The sequence below is a fragment of the Streptomyces sp. NPDC059649 genome (assembly GCF_042734445.1).
Lineage (GTDB): Bacteria > Actinomycetota > Actinomycetes > Streptomycetales > Streptomycetaceae > Streptomyces.
Window position 1 is genome coordinate 191,196 of the sequence record NZ_JBHWDV010000003.1, and the last position, 22,104, is coordinate 213,299.

Annotated in this window: 19 protein-coding genes; 10 read left to right on the forward strand and 9 right to left on the reverse strand. The window is 72.6% G+C overall.

Going from position 1 to position 22,104, the window contains the following annotated elements; genetic code table 11:
- Positions 1 to 173 precede the first annotated feature (173 nt).
- Both ACFV1J_RS06700 and ACFV1J_RS06705 read right to left on the reverse strand, forming a co-directional pair.
- The gene (locus ACFV1J_RS06700; protein WP_385856155.1) at positions 174 to 1,022 is read right to left on the reverse strand and encodes a rhomboid-like protein; all 849 of its coding nucleotides are present in this window, start codon (positions 1,020 to 1,022) and stop codon (positions 174 to 176) included.
- 20 nt (positions 1,023 to 1,042) lie between these two features.
- A complete protein-coding gene (locus tag ACFV1J_RS06705) occupies positions 1,043 to 2,074 on the reverse strand; it encodes an Lrp/AsnC family transcriptional regulator (protein ID WP_385856156.1) in 1,032 nt (343 codons plus the stop codon).
- 307 nt (positions 2,075 to 2,381) lie between these two features.
- Between ACFV1J_RS06705 and ACFV1J_RS06710 the strand changes: the two genes are divergently transcribed.
- From ACFV1J_RS06710 to ACFV1J_RS06720, 3 genes are all read left to right on the forward strand, one after another.
- Positions 2,382 to 4,079 carry an MFS transporter gene (locus tag ACFV1J_RS06710; protein WP_385856157.1) on the forward strand — a complete coding sequence of 566 codons (1,698 nt, stop codon included), beginning with the start codon at positions 2,382 to 2,384 and terminating at the stop codon, positions 4,077 to 4,079.
- 299 nt (positions 4,080 to 4,378) lie between these two features.
- Positions 4,379 to 4,879 carry a hypothetical protein gene (locus tag ACFV1J_RS06715; protein ID WP_385856158.1) on the forward strand — a complete coding sequence of 167 codons (501 nt, stop codon included), beginning with the start codon at positions 4,379 to 4,381 and terminating at the stop codon, positions 4,877 to 4,879.
- A 282-nt stretch (positions 4,880 to 5,161) separates the two neighbouring features.
- A complete protein-coding gene (locus ACFV1J_RS06720) occupies positions 5,162 to 6,199 on the forward strand; it encodes a LysR substrate-binding domain-containing protein (RefSeq protein WP_385856159.1) in 1,038 nt (345 codons plus the stop codon).
- On the opposite strand, the gene ACFV1J_RS06725 is transcribed toward ACFV1J_RS06720, so the two are convergent.
- Complete coding sequence (locus tag ACFV1J_RS06725; RefSeq protein WP_385856160.1) at positions 6,150 to 7,127, reverse strand: MerR family transcriptional regulator; 978 nt, start codon at positions 7,125 to 7,127, stop codon at positions 6,150 to 6,152. The two genes, ACFV1J_RS06720 and ACFV1J_RS06725, sit on opposite strands and share 50 nt — an antisense overlap.
- 561 nt (positions 7,128 to 7,688) lie before the next feature.
- On the opposite strand from ACFV1J_RS06725, the gene ACFV1J_RS06730 reads away from it, so the two are divergent.
- The 3 genes from ACFV1J_RS06730 to mltG all read left to right on the forward strand — a co-directional run bounded on the left by ACFV1J_RS06730 (position 7,689) and on the right by mltG (position 10,995).
- Entirely contained in the window at positions 7,689 to 8,084 is a 396-nt protein-coding gene (locus ACFV1J_RS06730) for an SAV_915 family protein (RefSeq protein WP_385856161.1), read from the forward strand.
- 15 nt (positions 8,085 to 8,099) lie between these two features.
- Entirely contained in the window at positions 8,100 to 9,734 is a 1,635-nt protein-coding gene (lysA, locus tag ACFV1J_RS06735) for a diaminopimelate decarboxylase (protein ID WP_385856162.1), read from the forward strand.
- 448 nt (positions 9,735 to 10,182) lie between these two features.
- Positions 10,183 to 10,995 (forward strand): endolytic transglycosylase MltG, encoded by an 813-nt coding sequence (gene mltG, locus ACFV1J_RS06740; protein ID WP_385856163.1) that lies wholly within the window; start codon positions 10,183 to 10,185, stop codon positions 10,993 to 10,995.
- A gap of 29 nt (positions 10,996 to 11,024) precedes the next feature.
- On the opposite strand, the gene ACFV1J_RS06745 is transcribed toward mltG, so the two are convergent.
- The 4 genes from ACFV1J_RS06745 to ACFV1J_RS06760 form a co-directional block, all read right to left on the reverse strand.
- Positions 11,025 to 11,744 carry an ABC transporter permease subunit gene (locus tag ACFV1J_RS06745; RefSeq protein WP_385856427.1) on the reverse strand — a complete coding sequence of 240 codons (720 nt, stop codon included), beginning with the start codon at positions 11,742 to 11,744 and terminating at the stop codon, positions 11,025 to 11,027.
- A gap of 84 nt (positions 11,745 to 11,828) precedes the next feature.
- Entirely contained in the window at positions 11,829 to 12,740 is a 912-nt protein-coding gene (locus tag ACFV1J_RS06750; RefSeq protein ID WP_385856164.1) for an ABC transporter ATP-binding protein, read from the reverse strand.
- The gene (locus tag ACFV1J_RS06755; protein ID WP_385856165.1) at positions 12,737 to 13,648 is read right to left on the reverse strand and encodes an ABC transporter permease; all 912 of its coding nucleotides are present in this window, start codon (positions 13,646 to 13,648) and stop codon (positions 12,737 to 12,739) included. Before ACFV1J_RS06755 ends, ACFV1J_RS06750 begins: the two co-directional genes overlap by 4 nt.
- The gene (locus ACFV1J_RS06760) at positions 13,638 to 14,726 is read right to left on the reverse strand and encodes an ABC transporter ATP-binding protein (RefSeq protein WP_385856166.1); all 1,089 of its coding nucleotides are present in this window, start codon (positions 14,724 to 14,726) and stop codon (positions 13,638 to 13,640) included. Before ACFV1J_RS06760 ends, ACFV1J_RS06755 begins: the two co-directional genes overlap by 11 nt.
- Before the next feature lie 389 nt (positions 14,727 to 15,115).
- Here ACFV1J_RS06760 and ACFV1J_RS06765 point away from each other — a divergent pair, with 389 nt between their 5' ends.
- The 4 genes from ACFV1J_RS06765 (at position 15,116) to ACFV1J_RS06780 (ending at position 20,037) form a co-directional block, all read left to right on the forward strand.
- Positions 15,116 to 15,982 (forward strand): M24 family metallopeptidase, encoded by an 867-nt coding sequence (locus ACFV1J_RS06765; RefSeq protein WP_385856167.1) that lies wholly within the window; start codon positions 15,116 to 15,118, stop codon positions 15,980 to 15,982.
- 158 nt (positions 15,983 to 16,140) lie between these two features.
- Positions 16,141 to 17,871: an SDR family oxidoreductase gene (locus tag ACFV1J_RS06770; RefSeq protein ID WP_385856429.1), complete on the forward strand. Its 1,731-nt coding sequence runs from the start codon at positions 16,141 to 16,143 to the stop codon at positions 17,869 to 17,871.
- Positions 17,872 to 17,953: 82 nt separating this feature from the next.
- Positions 17,954 to 18,871 (forward strand): metal-dependent hydrolase, encoded by a 918-nt coding sequence (locus ACFV1J_RS06775; RefSeq protein WP_385856168.1) that lies wholly within the window; start codon positions 17,954 to 17,956, stop codon positions 18,869 to 18,871.
- Positions 18,872 to 18,900: 29 nt separating this feature from the next.
- Positions 18,901 to 20,037, forward strand: coding sequence for a MerR family transcriptional regulator (locus tag ACFV1J_RS06780; RefSeq protein WP_385856169.1), 1,137 nt, complete (start codon positions 18,901 to 18,903; stop codon positions 20,035 to 20,037).
- A 115-nt stretch (positions 20,038 to 20,152) separates the two neighbouring features.
- Here the strand turns inward: ACFV1J_RS06780 and ACFV1J_RS06785 are convergent, their stop codons facing one another.
- Positions 20,153 to 21,502 carry a carotenoid oxygenase family protein gene (locus tag ACFV1J_RS06785; protein ID WP_385856170.1) on the reverse strand — a complete coding sequence of 450 codons (1,350 nt, stop codon included), beginning with the start codon at positions 21,500 to 21,502 and terminating at the stop codon, positions 20,153 to 20,155.
- The gene (locus ACFV1J_RS06790) at positions 21,499 to 22,089 is read right to left on the reverse strand and encodes a hypothetical protein (RefSeq protein ID WP_385856171.1); all 591 of its coding nucleotides are present in this window, start codon (positions 22,087 to 22,089) and stop codon (positions 21,499 to 21,501) included. The genes ACFV1J_RS06785 and ACFV1J_RS06790 overlap by 4 nt, the downstream gene beginning before the upstream one ends.
- Positions 22,090 to 22,104 lie beyond the last annotated feature (15 nt).

Genomic DNA, 22,104 nt, shown 5'->3' on the forward strand with positions numbered 1-22,104 from the left:
GGGGCTGGTCTGAGGTGGGCGGGGACTGAGGTGGGGGCTGAGGTGGGGTGGGGGCTGGGCTGGCGCCCGGAATACCGTTCTCTGCGCCGGCGTTGAGGCCCCGAGGGGGCGCTCGCGTCCCCTACGGGATCTGTTCGGCCTACCCGTAGGGGTTCCGAAGGCCCCTTGAACCCTTAACGCCCGCCGCCGCCCTCGTCTTCCCCCACTTCCCCCACTTCCCTGACTTCCGCTGCTCCTCCCACTTCCTCGGCTCCTCGCGCTTCTCCCGCTTCCCCGGCTCCTCCCCCTCGCCCCACTCCCCCGGCGCGCCCCGTGCGCCCCGCTCCCCCCGCCTTCCTCTCGTCGGCTGCCTCTTCCCCCTCACCCTCCTCCTCCGCCGAAAGCCTCGCCGCCGGGGTCAGTGGCCAGGCCGCGAAGCCCATGGTCAGGGCGATGGCGTGGCCGAAGTCGGTGAAGGTGGCGCCGGTGGTCAGGGGGATGGCGAAGAAGGCCAGGACGCCGACGAGATAGCCGTAGCGCCAGGGGGACCGCAGGCGGTACGTCAACGCACCGGCGGCGGCTGCCAGGCCGTACGAGACGCCGATGTCGACGACGTGCGTCATCGAGCGCGGCAGCTGGTGTCCCTCGATGGCCAGCAGGACGAGTTCCTGGCTGGCCAGGGTCGCGGCGACATGTGCCCCGCCGACGGTCAGCAGCCAGCGCCAACTGCCCGTCCAGCGCTCCACGTTGGCGTGCACCAGCTCGAACATCACGACGTACAGCAGGAACGACCCCGGGTTCTCGATCCAGAAGCCGCTGATCAGCAGCGAGGGCAGCGGATGTTCGTTGAGTTCATGGATGTTGCTGCTGGTGCGGTGGACGAGGAACTGGCCCAGCCCCTCCGAGGCGGAGGCGATCACGAGGCTGGTCACACCGATGATCAACAGCCAGATGTGGGTGCCGGGCGACGACCGGACCCAGTTCTTCACCCAGGTCACGGGGTTGCCCGCGGGGCGCGCCCAGGGGTCGCGCGGGGGCTCCATCAAGATCCTCGCCGGCGTCCTCATCGGCGGCGTCCCCGGGCGGCCGGCGAGCCGGCGACCAGCGGGCCCGGCCCCTTGATCTGCCGGATGCGGGGCGCACTCTCCATCGTCCGTACGCCGGGCAGTGCCGCGACCCGGGTCGTCAGGTACGTGTAGAGCGCCCGGACGTCCCGGCAGAGCACCGACGCGAAGAGGTTGTTCGGGCCGGTGGTGGCGCCGGCGAAGGCGACCTCCGGGTGTTCCGCCAACACGGCGCCGGCCGCGGCGAGTTCGGCAGGGGCCACGGACAGCCAGAGGGCGACCATCACGCCGTACCCGAACTGCCGCAGGTCGTAATCGACGTCGTAATACAGCGCTCCGGTCGCGCGCAGTTCGGCGAGCCGACGACGGACGGTGGTGGGTGACCAGCCGGTGACGGCGGCGAGTTCGGCCAGCGGCGCCCGGCCGTCCCGGGCGAGGGCGGCCAACAGCCGACGGTCGGCGTCGCCGAGCACCACCGGCTCGGCCGCCGGATCGACGTCCGGGGGCGGCGGGCCGAACTGGGCGGCCTCCTCCTCGGTCAGCGCACCGGACTTGCTGATGAGACCCTGCGGCCCGCCGCAGAACTCGTGCAGCAGGCAGTGTGCGGTGACGCCGACCACGCTCGGGGTGCGCGGCAGCTTCTCCAGCAGCAGTGCGTCGCTGTGGTCGCTGTTCGCCGCCCGGCAGAGCGCGGTGATCTCGGTGCCGCCGGACATCAGGCTGATCCACGAGGTGTCCGGGCGGCGGGCCAGTGCCTCGGCGACGGTGACCGCGGCCTCCGGCGCGCACTGCACCCGGACCATCCACTCGACCTCGCCCAGCACCCGCGCGTCGGACAGTCCCAGCACCCTGAGCGCACCGCTGGTGCGGTGCCGCCCGTAGCGCCGGGCGACGGTCTGGTCGGACACTCCGAGCACCTCCGCGATCCGGCTGAACGGCGCGCGGCCGTCGAGCTGCAGCGCATGGGCCAGCCGGCGGTCGAGGGCATCGAAACCGCCGCCACCCGCGCCGGGCTTCCCGTCGGTTTTCACCGTCCGAGGCTAGCGCGTGTCGGATTGCGCCGCCGGGAGCGCGGTGGCTGGAGGACCGACCGGGACGGACCCGACCGTGGGGTCGCGACCCCGAAGCCACGGAGGAAAACCGTGGGGACGCAACCCGGAAGCGACGGAGGAAAGAGGACAAGCAGTCATGCACAGCGCACCCCACGGACCCGGCACGGGGCAGCCAGGCGTGCACAACGCACCCCACGCACCCCACGGGCCCCACGCACCCCGCACAGAGCAGCCAGGCACGCACCACGCACCCAGCGCATCCCGCAGGAGACCTGCCGGCGGTGCGGTGCCTGAGGGCGCACCGGGGTCCGGCCGGCGCGGCAAGTGGTGGCCCCTGGTCGCCATCACCCTCGGCAACTTCCTGCTGCTGGTCGACGTGACGATCGTGAACACCGCGCTGCCCCGGATAGCCGACGGCCTGGGCGCCTCCTTCACCTCGCTCCAGTGGGTGCTGGACATCTACGCGCTGGCGCTGGCCGCGCTGCTGATGGTCGCCGGCTCGGCGGCCGACCTCTTCGGGCGGCGCCGGCTGTACGTGGCGGGGCTGGCCGTGTTCGCGCTCGCCTCGCTGGCCTGCGGGCTGGCGCCGGGCCCGGGCCTGCTGATCGCGGCACGTGCCGTCCAGGGCGTGGGCGCGGCGGCGATGTTCGCCACCAACACCCCGCTGTTGATGGCCTCGTACCAGGGGCGGGACCGCGGTGTGGCGTTCGGCGTCTGGGGCGGCACCAGCGGCGCCGCGGCCGCGATCGGCCCCGTCCTGGGCGGTCTGCTCACCGAGTACGTCGACTGGCGGGCGATCTTCCTGGTCAATCTGCCGCTGACGGCGGTCGCCGTGCTGATCACCCTGCGCCGGGTCCCCGAGTCGTACGGCGAACTGCCCCGGTCACGAACCGTCTTGGCCGGGGGAACACCCGTCGCCCGGATCGACTGGCCGGGCGCGGCGTCCTTCACCGTGTGCGCGGGCGCGCTGACGTACGGGGTGATCCGCGGCGGGGAACGCGGCTGGTCGGAGGGCGGGACGCTGGGCTCGCTGGCGGTCGCGGCCCTGGCGCTGGCGGCGTTCCTGGTGATCGAACGGCGGGCGGCCCGGCCCCTTCTCGACCTGGGCCTGATGCGCCGGCCGTCGTTCGCGACGCTGCTGGCGGCGGCGCTCCTGTTGCAAGCGGCGGCGTTCCCGTACCTGACGTTCGTGGGGCTGTGGGTGCAGAACGTCCTCGGGCTGAGCCCGGTACGGGCGGGTCTTGCGGTGACGCCGATGGCGGTGATGTCGTTGCTGGTGGGCGCACTGGGCGGGCGGCACCTGCAGCGACTGGCACCGCAACTCCCGGTCGGTCTCGGCCTGTTGCTGACGGGTGCGGGTGCCCTGCTGCACTGGCTCCTGCTCGGTGCCGACTCCGACTCCAGTTTCGTTTTCGGCTTCGGCTCCGGCTCCGGCTCCGGCTCCGGCTCCGGCTCCGGCTGGGCGACGCTGGTGCCGGGCCTCGCGGTGAGCGGGGTGGGCATCGGGATGGCGATGCCGGTGCTGGTCTCGGCGGCGCTCGGCGCGGCACCGCCCTGGCGCGCGGGTATGGCGAGCGGCGCGGTCAACACCTTCCGGCAGCTCGGCTATGCCCTGGGCATCGCGGTCCTCGGCACCGTTTTTGCCGACGCGCTGCACGGCGTACGCGGACCGGCCGCGCACCCGGCCGTCGTCTCCCGTCAGGCCGTCAACGCCGCCTATCTGTCCGGACTGAGGGACATCATGCTGATCTCCGGGCTGGTGGCGGTGGCGGCAGGACTGTTGGTGCTGGCGGTCGTACGTCAGCAGCGCGCGAGCGACGGCGTGGACGGTGACGGGGCCGGGTGCGAGCTTCGGGACGGGGACGAGTGCGAGCCCCGGGACGGGGACGGGGACGGGTGCGAGCTTCGGGGCGGGGGCTCATCCGGCGGCGGGGGCGCGGCTCGGGCGGCGGGGGACAGCGCGCCCGCACCGGCGGATCGGTAAGTAGCGGGCGGACCGATAGGCGGCGGATCGATCGGTAGGGGCGGATCGGGAGGAGGCAAGGAGGCAGATCGGGAGGAGGCAAGGAGGCGGATCGGGAGGAGGCGGATCGGGGGGAGATTTCCGGGTTTCCGGTCCCGGTCCACTACGGGGTGGCCCGGATGGGGCCCGGACAGCGGCAGCGCCTCGTTTCGTCCACGCGGCCGAGGAATCGGCGCCGGGCGGGCCTGATCCTGGAACCGGCCCACCGACGGAAGGCCCGCCGACGGAAGGCCCGCCGACGGAACGAAAGGACGACACCCATGGCCGCCCGGAATTTACGCCCCGAGACCCCCTCCTCTGTCACCGCGACCGGCACCGCCCCCGCCACCGGCAGTGCCACCGCCACCGCCTCAGGCGAACCCCTGCGGTCCCCCCGCACCCTGGCGGCGCTCCGCCGCACGAAGCTGCTCGTCGGCGGCTATCTCGGCCTCAGCGTCCTCACCCTCGGGGCCGTCGTCGCCCTGCGCGAGGACGGCGCGGTGGTGACCGACGCCGTCTGGGTGCGCACCGTCATCGTGGTCGCCAGCGCGCTACTCATGTTCGTCGCCGCCCTTCGCGCGGCCCGGGGCTCCCGTCCGGCGTACCGCCGGGTGCGGATCCTCTCCGGCGTCATGCTGGCGGCCATCGCGGTGATCATCGCGATCCCCGGCGCCTTCCCGGTGTGGCTGAAGATCGAGCAGGGGGTCTGCGGCATCGCCCTGCTGGGCGTCGCACTGACCGTCAACGGCCGCCGGCTGCGGTCGTCGTTCGCCGCGCGATGACGTGTCTCCGGGCAGCCATTGCCCGGTGGGGATGGGTCGCGGGTGCTCGGCGGCGGGTGCTGGGTGGTGCGGTGAGGGGTGGTGCGGTGAGGGGTGGTGCGGTGATGGGTCGGCACCCGGAACCGTACGGATGCCGGCCAGCCGTACGCGGTTCCGGGTTGCCGCCCTCGGGCCCGGGACGATCTTCGCGGCACCCTCGCCCCCAAGTCAATCCTCCAGCTTCCTACCAAACTCCTTAGTTCCGACTTGGGTTGAGCGCCTGGCGCGGCGTACCGTGCCCGGGTGACCCTCGATGATCTGCGCGCCTTCGTGGCGGTCTGCGAGGCGGGCAGTCTCAGCGCCGTCGCCCGTGACCTGGGCTGTACCCAGTCGGCCGTCAGCCAGCGCATCAAACGCCTCGAACGCGAGGCGGGCATCGCGCTCCTGGAACGCCGGCCGCGCGGGGTCGCCCCCACCCAGGCCGGCCGGATCCTCCAGCGCGCCGCGGCGGACGGTCTGAGCGGACTCGACCTGGCGCTACGACAACTCGGCGATCTGCGGGCGGGCGACGGCGGCACCGTACGGGTCACCACCGGCGCGACGACCGTACGGCACTTCATGTCCGAGGCCGTGGTCGCCTTCCGCGCCCGCCATCCGAACGTCAACCTGGAGTTCCGGACGGAGAGTTCGAGCCGGCGCTGCTTCGAGGCGGTGGCGGACGGCGGCTCCGAACTGGCCTGGATCACCATCGGCCCACCGGTGCGCGGCGTCGAGCAGCATCCGGTGATCGGACTGCCGTGGGTGCTCGCCGTACGCAGTGATGATCCGCTCGCTGCCCGGGAGCGGATCGAGCCGGAGGAACTGGCCGGCATTCGGCACATACGGCTGCCGGAGAACTCCACCTCCCGGATGCGGCTCGACGGACACCTCGGCCTTCGACTCGACGGGCACCTCGGCCACCGGCTCGACGGGCAGTTCGACCATCGACGCGACGGCCAACCCGGCCACCGGCGCGACGGTCAACTCGGCCACCGGGAGCCGCCTTACGGGGAAGGCTCCGGCGCAGTGCCGCCGCCGAGCACCACCAGCGTCGCCGACTGGGACACCGCCCTGCTGCTGGCCGAACTCGGCGTCGGCCCCGCGGTCGTCCCCCGGCCCCCGGGACTGCGCGCCACCGCCCACCCGTCCCTGCGGCTGGTCCCCATCCCCGCGCTGCCGCCGCTCGACACGGGGTGGGCGGTGCGTCAGTGGGACGCCCTGAGCCCGGCGGCGGTGGCGTTCGCGGAGACCGTCACGGCGTGTCTGGGGCGGCCCGCACCACCGGTTCCTGAATCTCCGTGACCCACTTCTCCTGGTCCGGCGGGCACTCCAGGTAGAGCTCGCGGGCGTACCCGGCGGAGCGGTAGCCGTTCGCGTCGATCCAGTGCGCCAGGTTCTGCGCGGTGGGCAGGATGCGGCTCATCGGCCCGCGGTGCACCACCGTGGCGGCGCACTCCAGCCCGGGCAGCGCCACCACGTCGAAGCCGAGGCCGGTCGCGGTGGGGGTGCCGGTGGCCGGGGCGCCCGTCACGCCGCACCGCGCCCCGGCCCTGGCCAGCGCCTCAGCGCTGACCGTCAGCCCGGCGTGCACGACGACGGCACCGGCGCCCGGCTCGTTCCCCGTTGCGGCCGGCGCCCCCGCCGCGACCGCCACGCCCCCGTCGTCCCCGGCTGCGGCCTCGTAGTCCCCGGCTGCGGCCTCGTAATACGCCAGGCCCGGGGCCGCCGGGGTGACGCCGGCCGCCTCCAGGCGCGCGCACAGCTCCGCGTAGAGCGGCTGGATCACCGGGCCGATGTCCTCCGGCCCGTAACTGGCGGCGATCCCGCTCAGCTCCGCGAGCAGTACCGTCCCGGTCGGCTTGACCACCACATCGTCGGCGGACATGTGTCCCTCACTCTCGATGGAACGGAGCCTCGCCTCGACCTGCGCCAGCCGTTCGCCGGCCGCCGTCAGCGTCGCCTCCAGCTCCGCCCGGCGCAGCCGCAGCATGCCGCGCAGTTCCGGCACGCTCACCTCTTCGGCCAGGATCGCCCCCACCTGCTGGAGGCTGAATCCGAGGTCCTTGAGCGCGATGATCCGGTTGAGCCGGGCGAGCTGAGCCGCTTCGTAGTAGCGGTAGCCGGTGACGGGGTCGGTACGGGCCGGACAGAGCAGCCCGATCGCGTCGTAGTGGCGCAGCATGCGCGCCGACACGCGTCCGTACTGGGCGAAATCTCCGATGCTGAACATGACGCCTTCCAGTGGAGTGCTTTCCACAGTGTCAAGGTCAAGCGCGGTGTCAAGATCAAGCACGGGGACCAGGTCACGCACGGTGTCGAGATGAAGCACGGGGACCAGGTCACGCACGGTTTCAAGATCGGGACGATGTCACGATCGACGTCACGACCGATGTCACGACCCATGTGCACGACCGACGTCAAGATCGACGTCAAGGCCAGGGCCGCTGGTCCACACGATGGGGTACGGAAGGGTCGACGGTCGACAGGGGCCGGGGGTGAGCCGCCCGGCGGTCCGCCCGGGGGACCCCGGCGGTCCCGCCCGAGGGCCCCGGCGCCCGGCCCGCAACGACCCGGCTGCGGTTCGGCCGTATCCACCCCGTCACTCCCGCCCCACAATCGGCCACCGGGCAGCAGCATCGCGTCAAGTAGGGTCCACAACTCGTCAATGACGCGTCAGCATCCGGCAGAGGTGCCCGTTCCCCGGGCATAGCGTCGGCAGAGCCGAGCCCCGGCATACGCATCGTCGTCCACCGGTCCGGGGCCGCCGATGTCCTGTTCGAGGAGCAACGCCGTGTCCCACCATCTCTACGCGGAAGATCCCGAGCCCTCTGATCGTGTCCCGGCCGGGCCTCTGTTCGTCCCCGTCCGGTCGGGCCCCGCGGGTTGTACGGCCCGCATGTTCCGTACTCCGCTCGGCGGGCGTACCGCCGTCGCCTTCACGTCGGCCCAACGCCTCGCCGCGGCACTCGGCGGCGGCCAGCCGTGGGTCAGGCTCTCCGAGCCGGCCCTGCGGGCGCTGGCCGAACCCGTGGGGGCGACGGTCCTGACCGTCGATCCCCGCCTCACCCCGGAGGCCCCCCGCGCCACCCGCGCCCCGGGAGCACCACGCGTGCCCCAGGCGGCCCGGACAGCGGGCACCTCGCACATGGCCCAGGCGTCCCGTACGCCGCACCTACGGGCCGTCTGAGAGGGGCGAACCACCATGAGCCACAGCACCCTCCCCCGCACCGCCCAAGAGCCCGGCGGCCCGCCACCGTCCGCGACCGCCGGACCACTCACCCCTCCGGCACAGGCACCGCCACCGGCGCAGGCCCAGGCACCGGCACCGGCACCGGCACCGGCACAGCCTCCGACGACTACCCCGGGTCCAGCCCCGGCCCCGGCAGACGACCTGAGTGCTCCACTGCCCGAGTCGTTGCCGGAAGCGTTGCCAGAAGAGTTGCCGGAAGCGTTACCGCAAGCGTTGCCCGGGTCGCTGCCCGATTCGTTGCCGGCGTCACTGCCGGAGCCACTCCCCGAAACCCGGGCCCACCCACTGCCCGACCCGCTCTCCGTCTGGCCCGGCTCCACGTTGCCGCACGGCCCCGGTGACCTCACCCTGGGCGGCGTCCCGCTGACCGAGCTGGCCGACCGCTTCGGCACGCCCGCCTACGTAATGGACGAGGACGAGGTGCGCCACCGCTGCCGCGCCTACCTCCGGGCCTTCCCCGACGCCGACGTCTTCTACGCGGCCAAGGCGTTTCTCTGCCGCGCCATGGTCCACTGGGTGTACGAAGAGGGCCTCGGCCTGGACGTCTGCTCCGCGGGCGAACTGGAACTCGCCGTCACCACCGGCTTCCCGCCCGAGCGGATCGTGCTGCACGGCAACGCCAAGAGCCCGGCGGACCTCCAGGCCGCGCTCCGGCTCGGCGTCGGGCGGATCGTCATCGACTCCACCTCCGAGATCGCCCGGCTGGCCGCCGCGGTCCCGGCCGGCACCCGCCAGAAGGTGCTGATCAGGGTCGTACCGGGAATCGCCGCGGGCGGTCACGCCAAGGTCCGGACCGGGACCGACGACCAGAAGTTCGGCCTGTCGATCGCGGACGGCTCCGCGCAGCACGCCATCACCCGGGTCCTCGGCCAGCCGCGGCTCGAACTCGCCGGGCTGCACTGCCACTTGGGCTCCCAGATCACCACCGTCAAGCCGTACCTGTCGGCCGTACGACGGCTGGTCGGGCTGCTGGCACGGATCCACGAACAGCACGGCGTCACCCTGCCCGAGCTGGACCTCGGCGGCGGGCACGGCGTCGCCTACCGGCCCGGCGAGCCCGCGCTCGACATCGCCGCGCTCGGCGCCCGGATCCGCGCCGAACTGGTACGCAGCTGTGCGGCGGCCGGCCTGCCGGTGCCCCGGCTCGCCGTCGAACCCGGGCGTGCGATCGCCGGCCCCTCCGGTGTCGTGCTCTACCGGGTGCTGTCCGTCAAGCGCACCGGGACGCACATCTTCGTGGCGGTGGACGGCGGCATGAGCGACAACCCGCGGCCCGCGCTGTACGGGGTGCGGTACGCGCCCCGGCTGGTCGGCCGGTCCTCGTCGGCCGCCCCGGAGCGGGTCACCGTCGTCGGCCGGCACTGCGAGGCCGGCGACATACTGGCCGCCGACGCCCGGCTGCCCGGCGACCTCCGCCCCGGCGATCTGCTCGCCGTGCCCGTGGCCGGCGCGTACCACCTCTCCATGGCCTCCGGCTACAACCTCGTGGGCCGTCCCCCGGTCGTCGCGGTCACCTCGGGCACCGCCCGGCTCCTCGTCCGCCGCGAATCCCTGGCGGACATCCAGGAACGCGATATCGGCCTGTGACCGCTCCCTGCGACCACTCGGTGTGACCACTCGTTGTGACCGCTCCGCGACAGGGTTCGTTCACTGCCTCTGAACCTCGTCGGGTCCGGGCTCCGGGACTCCCCGGAGCCCGGACCCAGCACAGCCCTGCTCGGTGCCCTACTCTGCCCGCCTCCACTGTCAGCTCGCGGACGGCGAGCGACGGACGACGAGCGACGGACGACAGGCGGCCAAACGCCACGGGTCACGGGCCACGGCCCACGCGCCGCGAACGACAGCCCACGGCCCAGCCCACAGCTCACAGCCCCCAGGCCTCCAGCTCCCAGCTCCCAGCCCCCCGCTCCGAAACCGTCCGGCCGAGGCGCCCCGTGTAAGCGGGCGGTGGCGAGTCGGTGAACGATCTTCGTCGTCGGCAACGATCCGGGGGTGGCCGTCCGGTGCGGCGAGGGGCGTGGCTTACCGTGCCCCCATGAGCGATGTTCAGCACACCGTTCGCCGGCCTGGCCCGCGGTTCTCCCGCACCGGCCGGCTCATCGTGGTGGCCGTGCTGGCCGTCCTGGTCGTCGTCGCCGTGGTCCTGGTGACCCGGCTGCTGCGCGAGCGGGCGAACGAGGAGACCCTGACCGTCCCCGAGGGACAGCGGGCCACCCAGGTCTACGCCGCCGCCGACAAGGCCCTCCACCTGCCCAGCGGCTCCACGGCGAAGGCCGCCAGGACCGCGCACCTTCCGCTGCCCGCCGAGGCGAAGGAAAACCCGGAGGGCTATCTCTTCCCGGCGACGTATCCGATCCGCTCGGACACCACCCCCGCGTCGCTGCTCTCGTACATGGTCAAGACCGCCAACGAGCGGCTCGCCGAGGACCGCATCACCTCCTACCGGACGGTGGTGATCGCCAGCATCGTGCAGGCGGAGGCCGACCGGCCCGCCGACATGGGCAAGGTCGCGCGCGTGATCGACAACCGGCTGGCCCGGCACATGCCGCTGCAGATGGACTCGACGATCAATTACGCCCTGGGCCGCAGCACGCTCCACACCAGCCACGCCGACACCCGCACCAAGAGCCCGTACAACACCTACCGCTACGAGGGCCTGCCGCCCACCCCGATCGACAACCCCGGAGCGGACGCCCTCAAGGCGGCCGGCGCGCCGCCCGCCGGCGACTGGCTGTACTTCGTCACCGTCAAACCGGGCGACACCCGCTTCACCGCCGACTACCAGGAGCACCTGAAGAACGTGCAGGAGTTCAACGACCGGCAGAAGAATGGCGGCGCCGGCGCATAGGCCCAGGGTGGTTGCCGCGGCGGTTTTTCCTACTCCTCCCCGGCCAGGGTGAGTGCCTTCAGCCGGCGGCCGGCGTACCAGGTCGCGGCGACCGTGAGGGCCGCCAACAGGCCTAGGGCGAGCGGGAGTTGGACGTCGGAGGTGATCGCCCCCTCGGCGGCGGCCTTCTGGCCGATGGCGAGGGCCCACTGCTGGACGCTGAGGGTCCGCGCGCCGGGAATGAGGTTGCCGACCAGCGCCTCCCAGACCAGGGCGTAGACCAGCCCGAAGACCACGGCGTGCCGGGTGATCGTGCCGAAGAGGAGGAACAGGGCGCTGTAGGCGACCGCGGCGACGGCCGCGGCGACGGCGTACCCGACCGCTATCTGCTGGCTGTTGCCGTTCAGGAGGAAGCCGGCGAGCAGCACCGGGAGGGCGGAGAAGGCGACCGTGACACCGATCGCGACCAGGAGTTTGGTGAAGATGATCGTCGGCCGGGGAACCGGCTTGGACAGGAGGTAGACCACCGATCCGTCGTCGATCTCCGGTCCGATCGCGCCGGTGCCGGCGATGACGCCGATCAGCGGCACCATCGTGCCCAGCGCGAAGCCGCCCAGGATGCCGCCGGCGGTGCTGTCATCGGCGCCGGCCAGCGTACGGACGGCCACCGCGATGACGAGGAGCAGGGCGGGCAGCACGAAGAGGATCAGGGCCCGCCGCCGGCCGAGCAGGGCACGGTAGGTGAGCCGGGCGACGGTCGGGTGGAACAGCGAGGCCCGGGGCGCGGCGGCCGGTGCCGGCGGGGCGGTCGGGGTGGTCGTGTTCGTGGACATGCGTCAGGGCTCCTTTCAGCCTCAGGCCGCTACGAGGTAGGAGAAGACGGATTCCAGCGATTCGTCGGAGGGCGAGACCGTCAGCAGGCGGATGCCGTGGTCACGGGCGACCCGCGGCAGGAGTGTGGTGAAGCGGCCGAAGTCGACCGCCTGGATGCGCAGTCCGCCGTCGACGAGGTCGACCTCGATCCCGGACGTCGAGGGGTCGGCGATCAGCGCGCCCGCCAGCGCCCGGTCGTCGTCGGACCGGACGAGATAGCGGTGCGGGCGGTCGGTCATCAGCCGGCGGATCTTGCGGAAGTCCCCGGACGCGGCGTGCCGGCCGGCCACCACCACCTCGATGTGGGAGGCGAGTTGCTCGACCTCCTCCAGGATGTGCGAGGAGAACAGGACCGTGCGCCCCTCGTCGCCCATCTGGCGCAGCAATTCCATCAGCTGCATGCGCTGGCGCGGGTCCATGCCGTTGAAGGGCTCGTCGAGCAGCAGCACGGACGGGTCGTGGACCAGCGCGGAGGCCATCTTCACGCGCTGCCGCATGCCCTTGCTGTACGTGGCGATCTTGCGGTCCTGGGCGTACTCCATCTCCACGGTGGCCAGCGCCCGGGCCGCCTCCCGCCGCCCGAGGCCGTGCAACTCTGCGTTGGCCACGACGAATTCACGCCCGGTGAGGAAGTCGTACATCGCCTCGCGCTCGGGGACGATACCGATGTGGCGGTAGATGCCGGCGTTACGCCAGATCGTCGCCCCGTCGAGGGTGACCGAGCCGTTGGAGGGGGCGAGGAAGCCGCCCATCATGTTGATCAGTGTGGACTTGCCGGCGCCGTTGGGGCCGAGCAGGCCGGTCACGCCGGGGCCGATGGTCATCGTGATGTCGTTGACCGCGACGACGTTGCCGAACCAGCGCGAGGCGTGGTCGATGTGGAGGGTGCTCATAGACCGGCCTTCCGGTAGCGGCGCATCAGCAGGGCATAGCAGCCGGCGATGGCGATCAGGGTGACGAGGAGGTAGACGAAGCCGGCACCGGTCGTCGGCGCGAGCCCGTTGGGGAAGGAACTGGTCCCGCCGAGGAACGTGGACTGCACCCCGTCGATCAGCGTGATCGGCGAGAACAGTCCGAGCCAGCCGACGGCGGACTCGCTGCCCTGCACGAAGGCGATGCCCTGGACCGCGCTCACCGCGCCGTACGGGATGGTGAGGACGGCGATCACGGCGGCGACGCCGAAGCCGCGGCGCGGGGTGAGCGCGGAGACGACCAGGCCTATCCCGGCGAACAGCAGCGACAGCAGCACCACGGAGACGAGTCCCTGGGCGAAGCCCTTGGTCTGGTCGAGGAAGTCCATCTTCGCCAGCAGCGCGCCGATGTAGAGGACGAGCAGCGGAGCGGCGGTGAGGATGAACAGGGCGCTCGCCATCGCCGCGAACTTCGAGGCCACGTAGTCGCCGCGCTCGATGGGGCGGGAGAAATACAGCGGCACGGTCTTGAAGCGCAGGTCGCGGGAGACCGACTGCGGGGCCTGGGCGGCCAGATAGAGGCCGATGACGGCCTGGAGGTAGATGGCGTAGCGGGTGTAGCCGACCGGGAGGCTGCTCGCCTTGGTGAACACCGCGACCGCGACCATGATCGCGGCGGGCAGGCACATCACCGCGAAGAGCAGCATCGGCAGCACCTTGCTCTTGGCGGAGCGGCCGAGGCCGTAGGCGCCGCGCAGGCTCTGCGAGAACAGCGACCGGCGGGCATAGGCGCGGCCCAGCCGCGGGCCGTCGTAGTGGCGGTAGCCGATGTTGTGGATGGAGGCGCCGGGTGGGGCGGTGGATGCCGGGGTCGTGGGCTCAGGCGACATCGTGGGCGCCTCCTTCCTGGGTGGTGTGCGGGGCGCCGGGGGCACCTGCGGGGGCGGGGGTGGCCTGGGCCCGGTCCGCGTCGCGGAAGACCTCGGCGATCTGGTGGCGGCGCTGTTCCATCCGGATCAGGCCGAGTCCGAGCCCGGCAACGGTGTCCCGCACCAGGTCGTAGGTCTGCTCACCGGCCGCCTCGACGAACAGCAGGTGGCCGGAGGAGGGGAGACCGCCGGTGCCCGAAGCGCCGGTCGTCACCGCGGCGCCGGCGGCGGTCAGGGCCGCGCGCAGTGCCTCGGTGCCGTCGGGGTGCGCCTCGGTGTCGGTGACCTCCACCGCGAGGGAGGCGGTGACCTGCGTGAACTCATCGGTGGCGGAGGAGCGCAGCAGCTTGCCGCCGTCGATGACGACGACGTGGTCGCAGGTGCGCTCCAGCTCGCCGAGGAGGTGCGAGGTCACCAGGACGGAGATGCCGAAGTCGGTGTGGACCCGCCGGATCAGGCCGAGCATCTCGTCCCGGCCGGCCGGGTCGAGGCCGTTGGTGGGCTCGTCGAGGAACACCAGCTGCGGGTCGTGGACCAGCGCCTGGGCCAGCTTCACCCGCTGCTTCATGCCCGTCGAATAGCCGCCGATGGGGCGGTAGCGCTCCTCGTAGAGACCGACGTGGCGCAGGGTGTCGGCGGTGCGCTCGCGGGCGGCGGTCGGCGGCAGCCCCGACATCCGGGCCATGTGCACGACGAACTCGGTGGCCGAGACGTCCGGCGGTAGGCAGTCGTGCTCGGGCATATAGCCGACCCGCTCGCGGATGGCGCTGCCGTCCTTGGTCACGTCCAGGCCGAGGACGCGCGCCGATCCCTCGCTGGCCGGGGCCAGTCCGAGCAGGATCTTGATCAGGGTGGACTTTCCGGCGCCGTTGGCACCCACCAGGCCGGTCACGCCGGGGGCGATGTCAACGGAGAGCCGGTCCAAAGCGGTCACCCGCGGGTACCGCTTGCTCAGGCTTTCAGTCACGATCACAGTCACGTCTTCGACGGTAGTGGCGTCCGCCACACCGGTCGTCAACCCACAAGTCGGTCTCGGCATCCCCCTGCGGTATTACGTGCCCGTAAGGGTTCTCCTGCTTGGAGCGTCCCTCGCCTCAGGGTTCGGGGTCGTAGGGGCGGGCTCCCTGGCCTCCACCGCGCGGCGCTGGCGGGCGCCGCGAGGTGCACGCCTGGTGCCGCTGGGTGGGGGTGGGAGTGGGCGGGTGCCGCCTGGTGCCGCTGGGTGGGGGCGTGAGCGAGCGGGTGCCGCTGGGTGCGGGGCCGGCGCGGTCGGGCGCGGGGCGGGTGCGGTCGGGTGCGGGCGGGGCGCAGGCGGGCGCGGGCGGGTGCGTCGGACCTCTTGACGTCGCCGCCGGTCATTGTCACATTCATCAGTGTCAAGTTACGGGCGCGTACCGCGATGAACGGCTCACGGACGGACGGTTGGCGATGGCCCCAGTCACCTCAGCGACCTCAGCAGCAGCCGGCGAACTCACCGCAGAACTAAGGGGGTTCAGAGAGGTCCAGCGACTCGCCTACGCCTGCGCGGAGGCCGTGGCCGCCCAGCTCAAGCCCGGGATCACCGAGCGCGCGGCGGCGCGGATGCAGCGGGAGTGGCTGCGCGAGCGCGGCGTGCGGGACTGGTTCCACCTGCCGTTCGCCTGGTTCGGCGACCGCACCGCGTTCGTCAACTTCCGGATACCGCTGCAGTTCTTCCCCACCCACCGCGAGCTGGAACCGGGGATGCCCTTCATCCTCGACATGGCCCCGGTCCACCGGGGCTTCACCGCCGACATCGGCTACTCCGGCTGCCTCGGCCTCAACCCCGTGCACGACAAGCTGCTCGCCGACCTGGAGGCGCACCGCGAGCTGATCCTGCGCGAGGTCCGCGAACGCCGTCCGTTGCGGGAGATCTACCAGGACGTCGACCGGCTCATGGTGCGGCAGGGCTACGCCAACCGCCACCGCGCCTATCCCTTCGGTGTCATCGCGCACAAGATCGACCGGGTCAGGGAGCGCCGCTGGTCGCCCACCCTCTTCGGGTTCGGCACCCAGTCCCTCAAGGGCCTCGCCTCCGACGCGCTGCACGGGCACCGGGACGGCTGGTCGCCGCTGTGGAGCCCGTACACCTTCTCCGACCATCCGCCGCAGCCGGGGCTGTGGGCGGTCGAACCCCACCTCGGATTCCGGGGCACCGGCGCGAAGTTCGAGGAGATCCTCGTCGTGACGGACTCCAAGGACCCTCAGGAAAGCGCCTTTTGGCTGGACGACGATCTGCCGCATGTGCGGCGCTGGCAGGAGGAGAAGGCCGCGTGAAAACGGGACGTGGACGGGGTGCGGCTGCGGGCCGCCCCCAGGAGCCGGGCCGGACGCAGAGCGGGACGCAGGACGGGACGCAGGACGGGACGCCGGGCCGGGCATCGGGCCGGGCATCGGGCCGCGGCCCGGGGCTCGCCGGGGCGACGGAGCGCTGGGTGCACACCGGCGGCGTGGAACTGTGCGTCGCCGAACTGGGCGACCCGGCCCACCCCACGGTGGTGCTGGTGCACGGCTATCCGGACAGCAAGGAGGTGTGGTCCGAGGTGGCCCGCGGCCTGGCCGACCGCTTCCATGTGGTGCTCTACGACGTGCGGGGCTGCGGCCGGTCCACCGCCCCGCGGCCACTGCGCGGTGGCTTCACCCTGGAGAAGCTGACCGACGACTTCCTGGCCGTCGCCGACGCCGTCAGCCCCGACCGCCCGGTGCACGTCGTGGGCCACGACTGGGGCTCGGTACAGGCCTGGGAGTTCGCGACCGTGCGCCGCACGGAGGGCCGGATCGCCTCCTTCACCTCCATGTCGGGCCCGTCGCTGGACCACTTCGGCCACTGGATCAAGAAGCGGATGGCGCGGCCCACCCCGCGCCGCGCCGCCCAGCTCCTCAACCAGGGCGCCAAGTCCTGGTACGTCTACCTGCTGCACACGCCCGTGCTGCCCGAACTGGCCTGGAAGGGCCCGCTCGGCAAGCGCTGGCCGGGCATCCTGCAGCGGGTGGAGAAGGTCCCCGCCGGGGACTACCCGACCGCCTCGCTGCCCACCGACGCGGCCCACGGCGCCTGGCTGTACCGGGACAACGTCCTCGCCCGGCTCCGCCGCCCGCGCGCCGACGCCTACGCGCACTGCCCGGTCCAGCTGATCACCCCCACCGGCGATGCCTTCCTCTCCCAGCGGCTCTACGACGACCTGGAGCAGTGGGCGCCGCAGCTCGTCCGCCGCACCCTCCCGGCCAAGCACTGGGTCCCCCGCACCCGCCCGGACCAACTGGTGTCCTGGATCACCGAGTTCGTCACCGCCAAGGAGGAGGGCGACCCGGCGAAGGAGCTCGCGGCGCGCGGCCCGTACGCCGACCGGTTCGGCGGACAGCTGGTGCTGGTGACCGGCGCGGCCAGCGGTATCGGCCGGGCCACCGCGTTCGCCTTCGCGGAGGCCGGCGCCCGGATCGTCGCCGTCGACCGGGACGCGGACGGTGCGGCGCGGACCGCCGAACTGGCCCGGCTGATCGGCGCCCCGCAGGCCTGGCCCGAGGTCGTCGACGTCGCGGACGAGGCGGCCATGGAGAAGCTCGCCGACAAGGTCGACGCCGAGTACGGCCCCGTGGACGTGCTGGTGAACAACGCCGGGATCGGCCTGTCCGGCTCCTTCCTGCAGACCACCACGGACGACTGGAAGAAGGTGCTGGACGTCAATTTGTGGGGCGTCATCCACGGCTGCCGGATCTTCGGCAAGCGGATGGCCGACCGCGGTCAGGGCGGCCACATCGTCAACACCGCCTCGGCGGCCGCCTTCCAGCCGTCGAAGATGCTGCCCGCCTACAGCACCTCCAAGGCCGCGGTCCTGATGCTCAGCGAGTGCCTGCGCGCCGAACTGGCCGGGCAGGGCATCGGCGTCTCGGCCATCTGCCCGGGGCTGGTCAACACCTCGATCACCAGCACCGCCCGCTTCGCCGGGGTGTCGGCCGAGGAGGAGAAGCGCCGCCAGGCCAAGGCCGCGCGGATGTACGGGCTGCGCAACTACCCGCCGGAGAAGGTCGCCGACGCCGTCCTGCGGGCGGTGGTCCGCAACCAGGCGGTGGTGCCCGTCACCCCCGAGGCCCGCGGCGCCCACCTCCTGTCGCGGTTCGCCCCGCGGGCCCTGCGCGCCCTCGCCCGCATCGAGCCGCGGCTGTAAGCGAGCCACCGCCCCGCCAGGAGGGGCACCAGCGACCGGAGATTCCCGAGAGCCGGACAACTGCGCATGTCAGGAGCCGCGCATGAGCACCTCGCCCCTCCAGGAGCACCACCCGATCGCCCCGCGCCGGGTCTCGTTCGACTGGCACGGGACACCACTGCTGTGGATACCTGACGAGCCCACCGCCACCCACGTCATCAATGTGCTGCACCTGTTGTTGCCGGCGGGGGAGCGGTGGTTCGTCAAGGTCTTCAAGGAGGCCCTCCCGCTGGTCCGCGACGAGCAACTCCTCAAGGACGTCAAGGGGTTCATGGGCCAGGAGGCCACCCACAGCGTCCAGCACTCCTACGTCCTGGACCATCTGGCCCACCAGGGCCTGGACACCGGCCCCTACACCCGGCACATCGACTTCCTCTTCGAACGTCTGCTGGGCGACCGGCCGCCGTTCGGCGTGCCCGTCCCGGAACGGGAGTGGCTGCGCTTCCGGCTCTCCCTGATCGCCGCCATCGAGCAGTTCACCGCGGTGCTCGGGAACTGGGTGCTCGCCGCCGACGGCCTCGACCGGGCCGGGCCCGACCCGGTCATGCTGGATCTGCTGCGCTGGCACGGGGCGGAGGAGGTCGAGCACCGCGCGGTCGCCTTCGACATGTACCAGCACACCGGCGGCGGGGATCCCGGCCGGTACGCCCGCCGGGTCCTGGGCATGGCCGTCACCGCCCCCGTGCTGCTCCACCTCTGGGCCTGGGGCGCGGCCCATCTCCTCCGGCACGATCCGCAGCTCGCCGCCCGCTCCCGCTACTCGCTGCGGGAGCACAACCGGGCCGTCCGCAAGGGACTGCTCCCCACCTGGCGTGAGCTGGGAGCGGCCATCCCGCGCTATCTGCGGCGGTCGTACCATCCCTCGCAGGAAGGGTCGCTGCGCACGGCCGTCGCCTACCTGGCGTCCTCGCCGGCCGCCCGGGCCGCGGCGGGCGCGGTGGGCCGCGCGGCCGTCTCGTAGCGCGCGGCCGACGGAGGAGGAGCACCGCAGTGACCGAGCAGCCGCCGGCGGCCGCACCCCGACCGGCCGAGTACCGCATCGACGACCTGGCCCACCTCAGCGGTGCCACGGTCCGGACGATCCGCGCCTACCAGGACCGCGGGCTGCTCCCCCGCCCGGAGCGCCGTGGCCGGGCCAACGTCTACGGCGATGCCCACCTGGCCCGGCTGCGCCAGATCGCCGATCTGCTGGACCGCGGCTACACCCTCGCCAGCATCAAGGAGCTCCTCCATGCCTGGGACGCGGGCCTCGACCTCGGCGGGGTGCTGGGGCTGGTCGCCGAGATCGACGGGCCGTGGACCGACGAGGAAGCCTCCCGGATCAGCCGCGCCGATCTGGACGCGGCCTTCGGGGGCGCCTCCGACGAGGCGGCGGTCGCCGAGGCCGTGGAGCTGGGCGTCCTGGAGCGGCTCCCCGGCCGGGACGACGAGTTCCTCGTGCCCAGTCCGCAGGAGCTCGCCGTCGCTGCCGAGCTGCACTCCGCGGGTGTGCCGCTGCTGGCGATCTCCGCTCATCTCCGGGAGCTGCGCGGCCAGGTGGAACACATCGCCTCGCGCTTCCTGGACTTCACCACCGAACACGTCTTCCAGCAGTTCCTGGACCATCCGCCCACCGACGCCGAGGCCGCCGAGGCCGCCGCCCTCGTCCGTCGGCTGCGGCCACTGGCCCAGCAGACCGTCGACGCCGAACTCGCCCGCGCCATGCGGACCCTGGCCACCCGCTACCTCCGCCGGCACCTCAGCGAGGCGCTCCCCACGGAGAGCCAGGGGCCGAGGGGCAGCGCCCCCTCCGCACCGGCAGGCTCCGGGCCGGTCACGGACCCCCGTACCGCGACCGACCCGAGCCCGGCTCCCGACCCGGCCCCCCAGGCCACGCCGGGCCTCCGGACGGAGCCCGCCGCGGCGGGCGGGCCGCCCCGCAGCGAGGCGGTGGCGCTGCCCGCCGATGCCGTGGCGGCCGTACGGGCCCTGGTGGGCCCCGAGCGCACGGCGGCGTTCATCGCGGCCGCGGCCCGGCGCGAGGTGCAGGCCCGCACGATGGACGCCTTGGTCCCGGACGGCCTCCGTGCCCCGTCCGGGGGCGCCGTGGGCACCGCCCCCGGCACCGACCCCCCGCCCGGTGCCTGAGCCGGACCCTCAACGCGCCTACCACTGCGCACTCTTCAGTTCTCAAGAAGCATGCGATCGCGGTTATTCCGCCCCGGATGCACAAACCGTCGCGACATCTCCACAACCCGCCGGCTCAACACGCCGGGTCCGGCAGCCAGTTGCCGTGGAAGCCGTACGGCACCCGCTGCGGCAGATGGACCGTGGCCACCGGGTCGGCGGATATGTCCTCGGCGTCGAGGACGACCAGATCGCTGGTGTCGGTGGTCGCGTCATAGACGTAGGTGAGCAGCCAGCCCGGCCCGCCCGGACGGTCGTCCGCCGGGGCGAAGACCGCCTCGCCCGGGGTGCGGCCCGGACCGAAGCCGTGGCGGACGACCGCGCCGGTCTCCAGGTCGTAGCGGAGCAGGGCGCCGGGTATGTGGCCCGTCCCCGGGGCCTCGGCGACGGTGGCATGGCCGAAGCGGGCCTGCTGCCCCACCAGTCGGTCGTCCACCCGTGGGAACTCGCAGTACTGGTCGTCCAGCTGCTCCTCGGTGACCGTGCCGGAGGCCAGGTCGATCGTCCAGCGCCACAGGCAGGGCGGCCTTCTGCCGGTGAAGTCGGGATAGCGGGAGACATGCAGGACGATCCGCTGGTCGCCGTCGTCATGGGCGTTCAGCGCGTGGAAGACGTAGCAGGGGTCGATGGGCAGCCAGCGGACCTCGCCGTACGGGTCGTCCCGGCGCAGCACGCCCAGCCGGGCGCCGTACTCCGGGTCCCAGCGGTAGGGCATTCCGGGGCGGTGGGCGTCGAAGACCATCGGGAGATCCATGAAGATCACATGGCGCTCGGTCAGATGGAAGTCGTGCATCATCGTGTGCGCCGCGACATCGATGGGGCGGCTGATCACCAACTCGCCGTCGGCATCGGCCCGGTGGTACGTCAGATAGGGCGGCCTGGACCCGCCGTACCCGAAGAAGTGCAGCTCGCCGGTGGTCGGGCAGGTCTTGGGGTGCGCGGTCATGGCGGTGGTGAGCCGTCCGCCGAAGTCATGGACGCCCAGGGTCTCCAGCTCATGGCCGGGGCGGCAGTCGATCTCGTACGGGAACGACGACTCGACGAGCGCGAGGGTACGGCCGGCGTGCCGGACGACATGGGTGTTGGCCACGCCCGCCGACAGATTGCGGCGGCCCTGTGCATCGCGGACCGGCACTCCGTCGGTGAAGGTCGAGGTGCGGACCCAGCGGTTGCGGTAGGAGACGGCCCGGCCGCCCTCCAGTCGGAGCCCGTGGACCATGCCGTCACCGAAGAACCAGTGCGGTGTGGCGGCGTCCCGCGGGTTGGGGCCGTTGCGCAGGAACCAGCCGGTGAGCTCGGGCGGCAGGGTGCCGGTGACCGGGAGGTCGTAGGCGGTCAGCTCCTCGGCGACCGGGGCGAAGTTGCCGGCCAGGTGCGGAGCGGGGGCATCGGAGGCGGACGGGGTGCTCGGGGAGGTGGTGGTCATGACGCCAGACCTTCCTGGATGCCGGCCTGCGCGGCAGCCTGCTGCTGGAAGCGGGCCCGGGCCCGCTCGGGGTAGCTGGAGGTGAAGCGGACGGGGAGGACGAAACCGGCGACCTGGATGAGGATCGAGTAGACCGTGTCCAGCTCGTAGGCGGAGACGAGGGCCTGGGCGGTCGCGGTGAGGGTGAACGAGAGCGCCCACGCGGCGGTGAGCACGACGTTGATGCGGCGGAAGAGCGGGGTCTGCCAGACCTCGGGCGGAGCCATCCGGCGTGCGATGCCCAACGTGAAGGGCCGTCGGACCGCTATCGACACCCAGGCGATGAGCGCCAGCCAGCCCATCGAGAGGGCGCTGCCGTACAGCCGGAGGCCGCTGTCGGGGCGGGCGAAGGCCAGCGCGGACAGGGCCGCGAAGAAGACGATCGTGCCGTACTCCAGCACGCGGTAGTCCAGCGAGAGGCCCGCCGCGCGGTCGGCGATGAGCAGCGCGGCGGCCGTCAGCAGACCGGCGAGAGCGCCCCACTGCCAGCCGGCCGTGGAAACCCCCGCGAAGACCAGCCACGGCACGAAGCCCCGCAGATAGTTCATGTCTCCCCCTCTTGG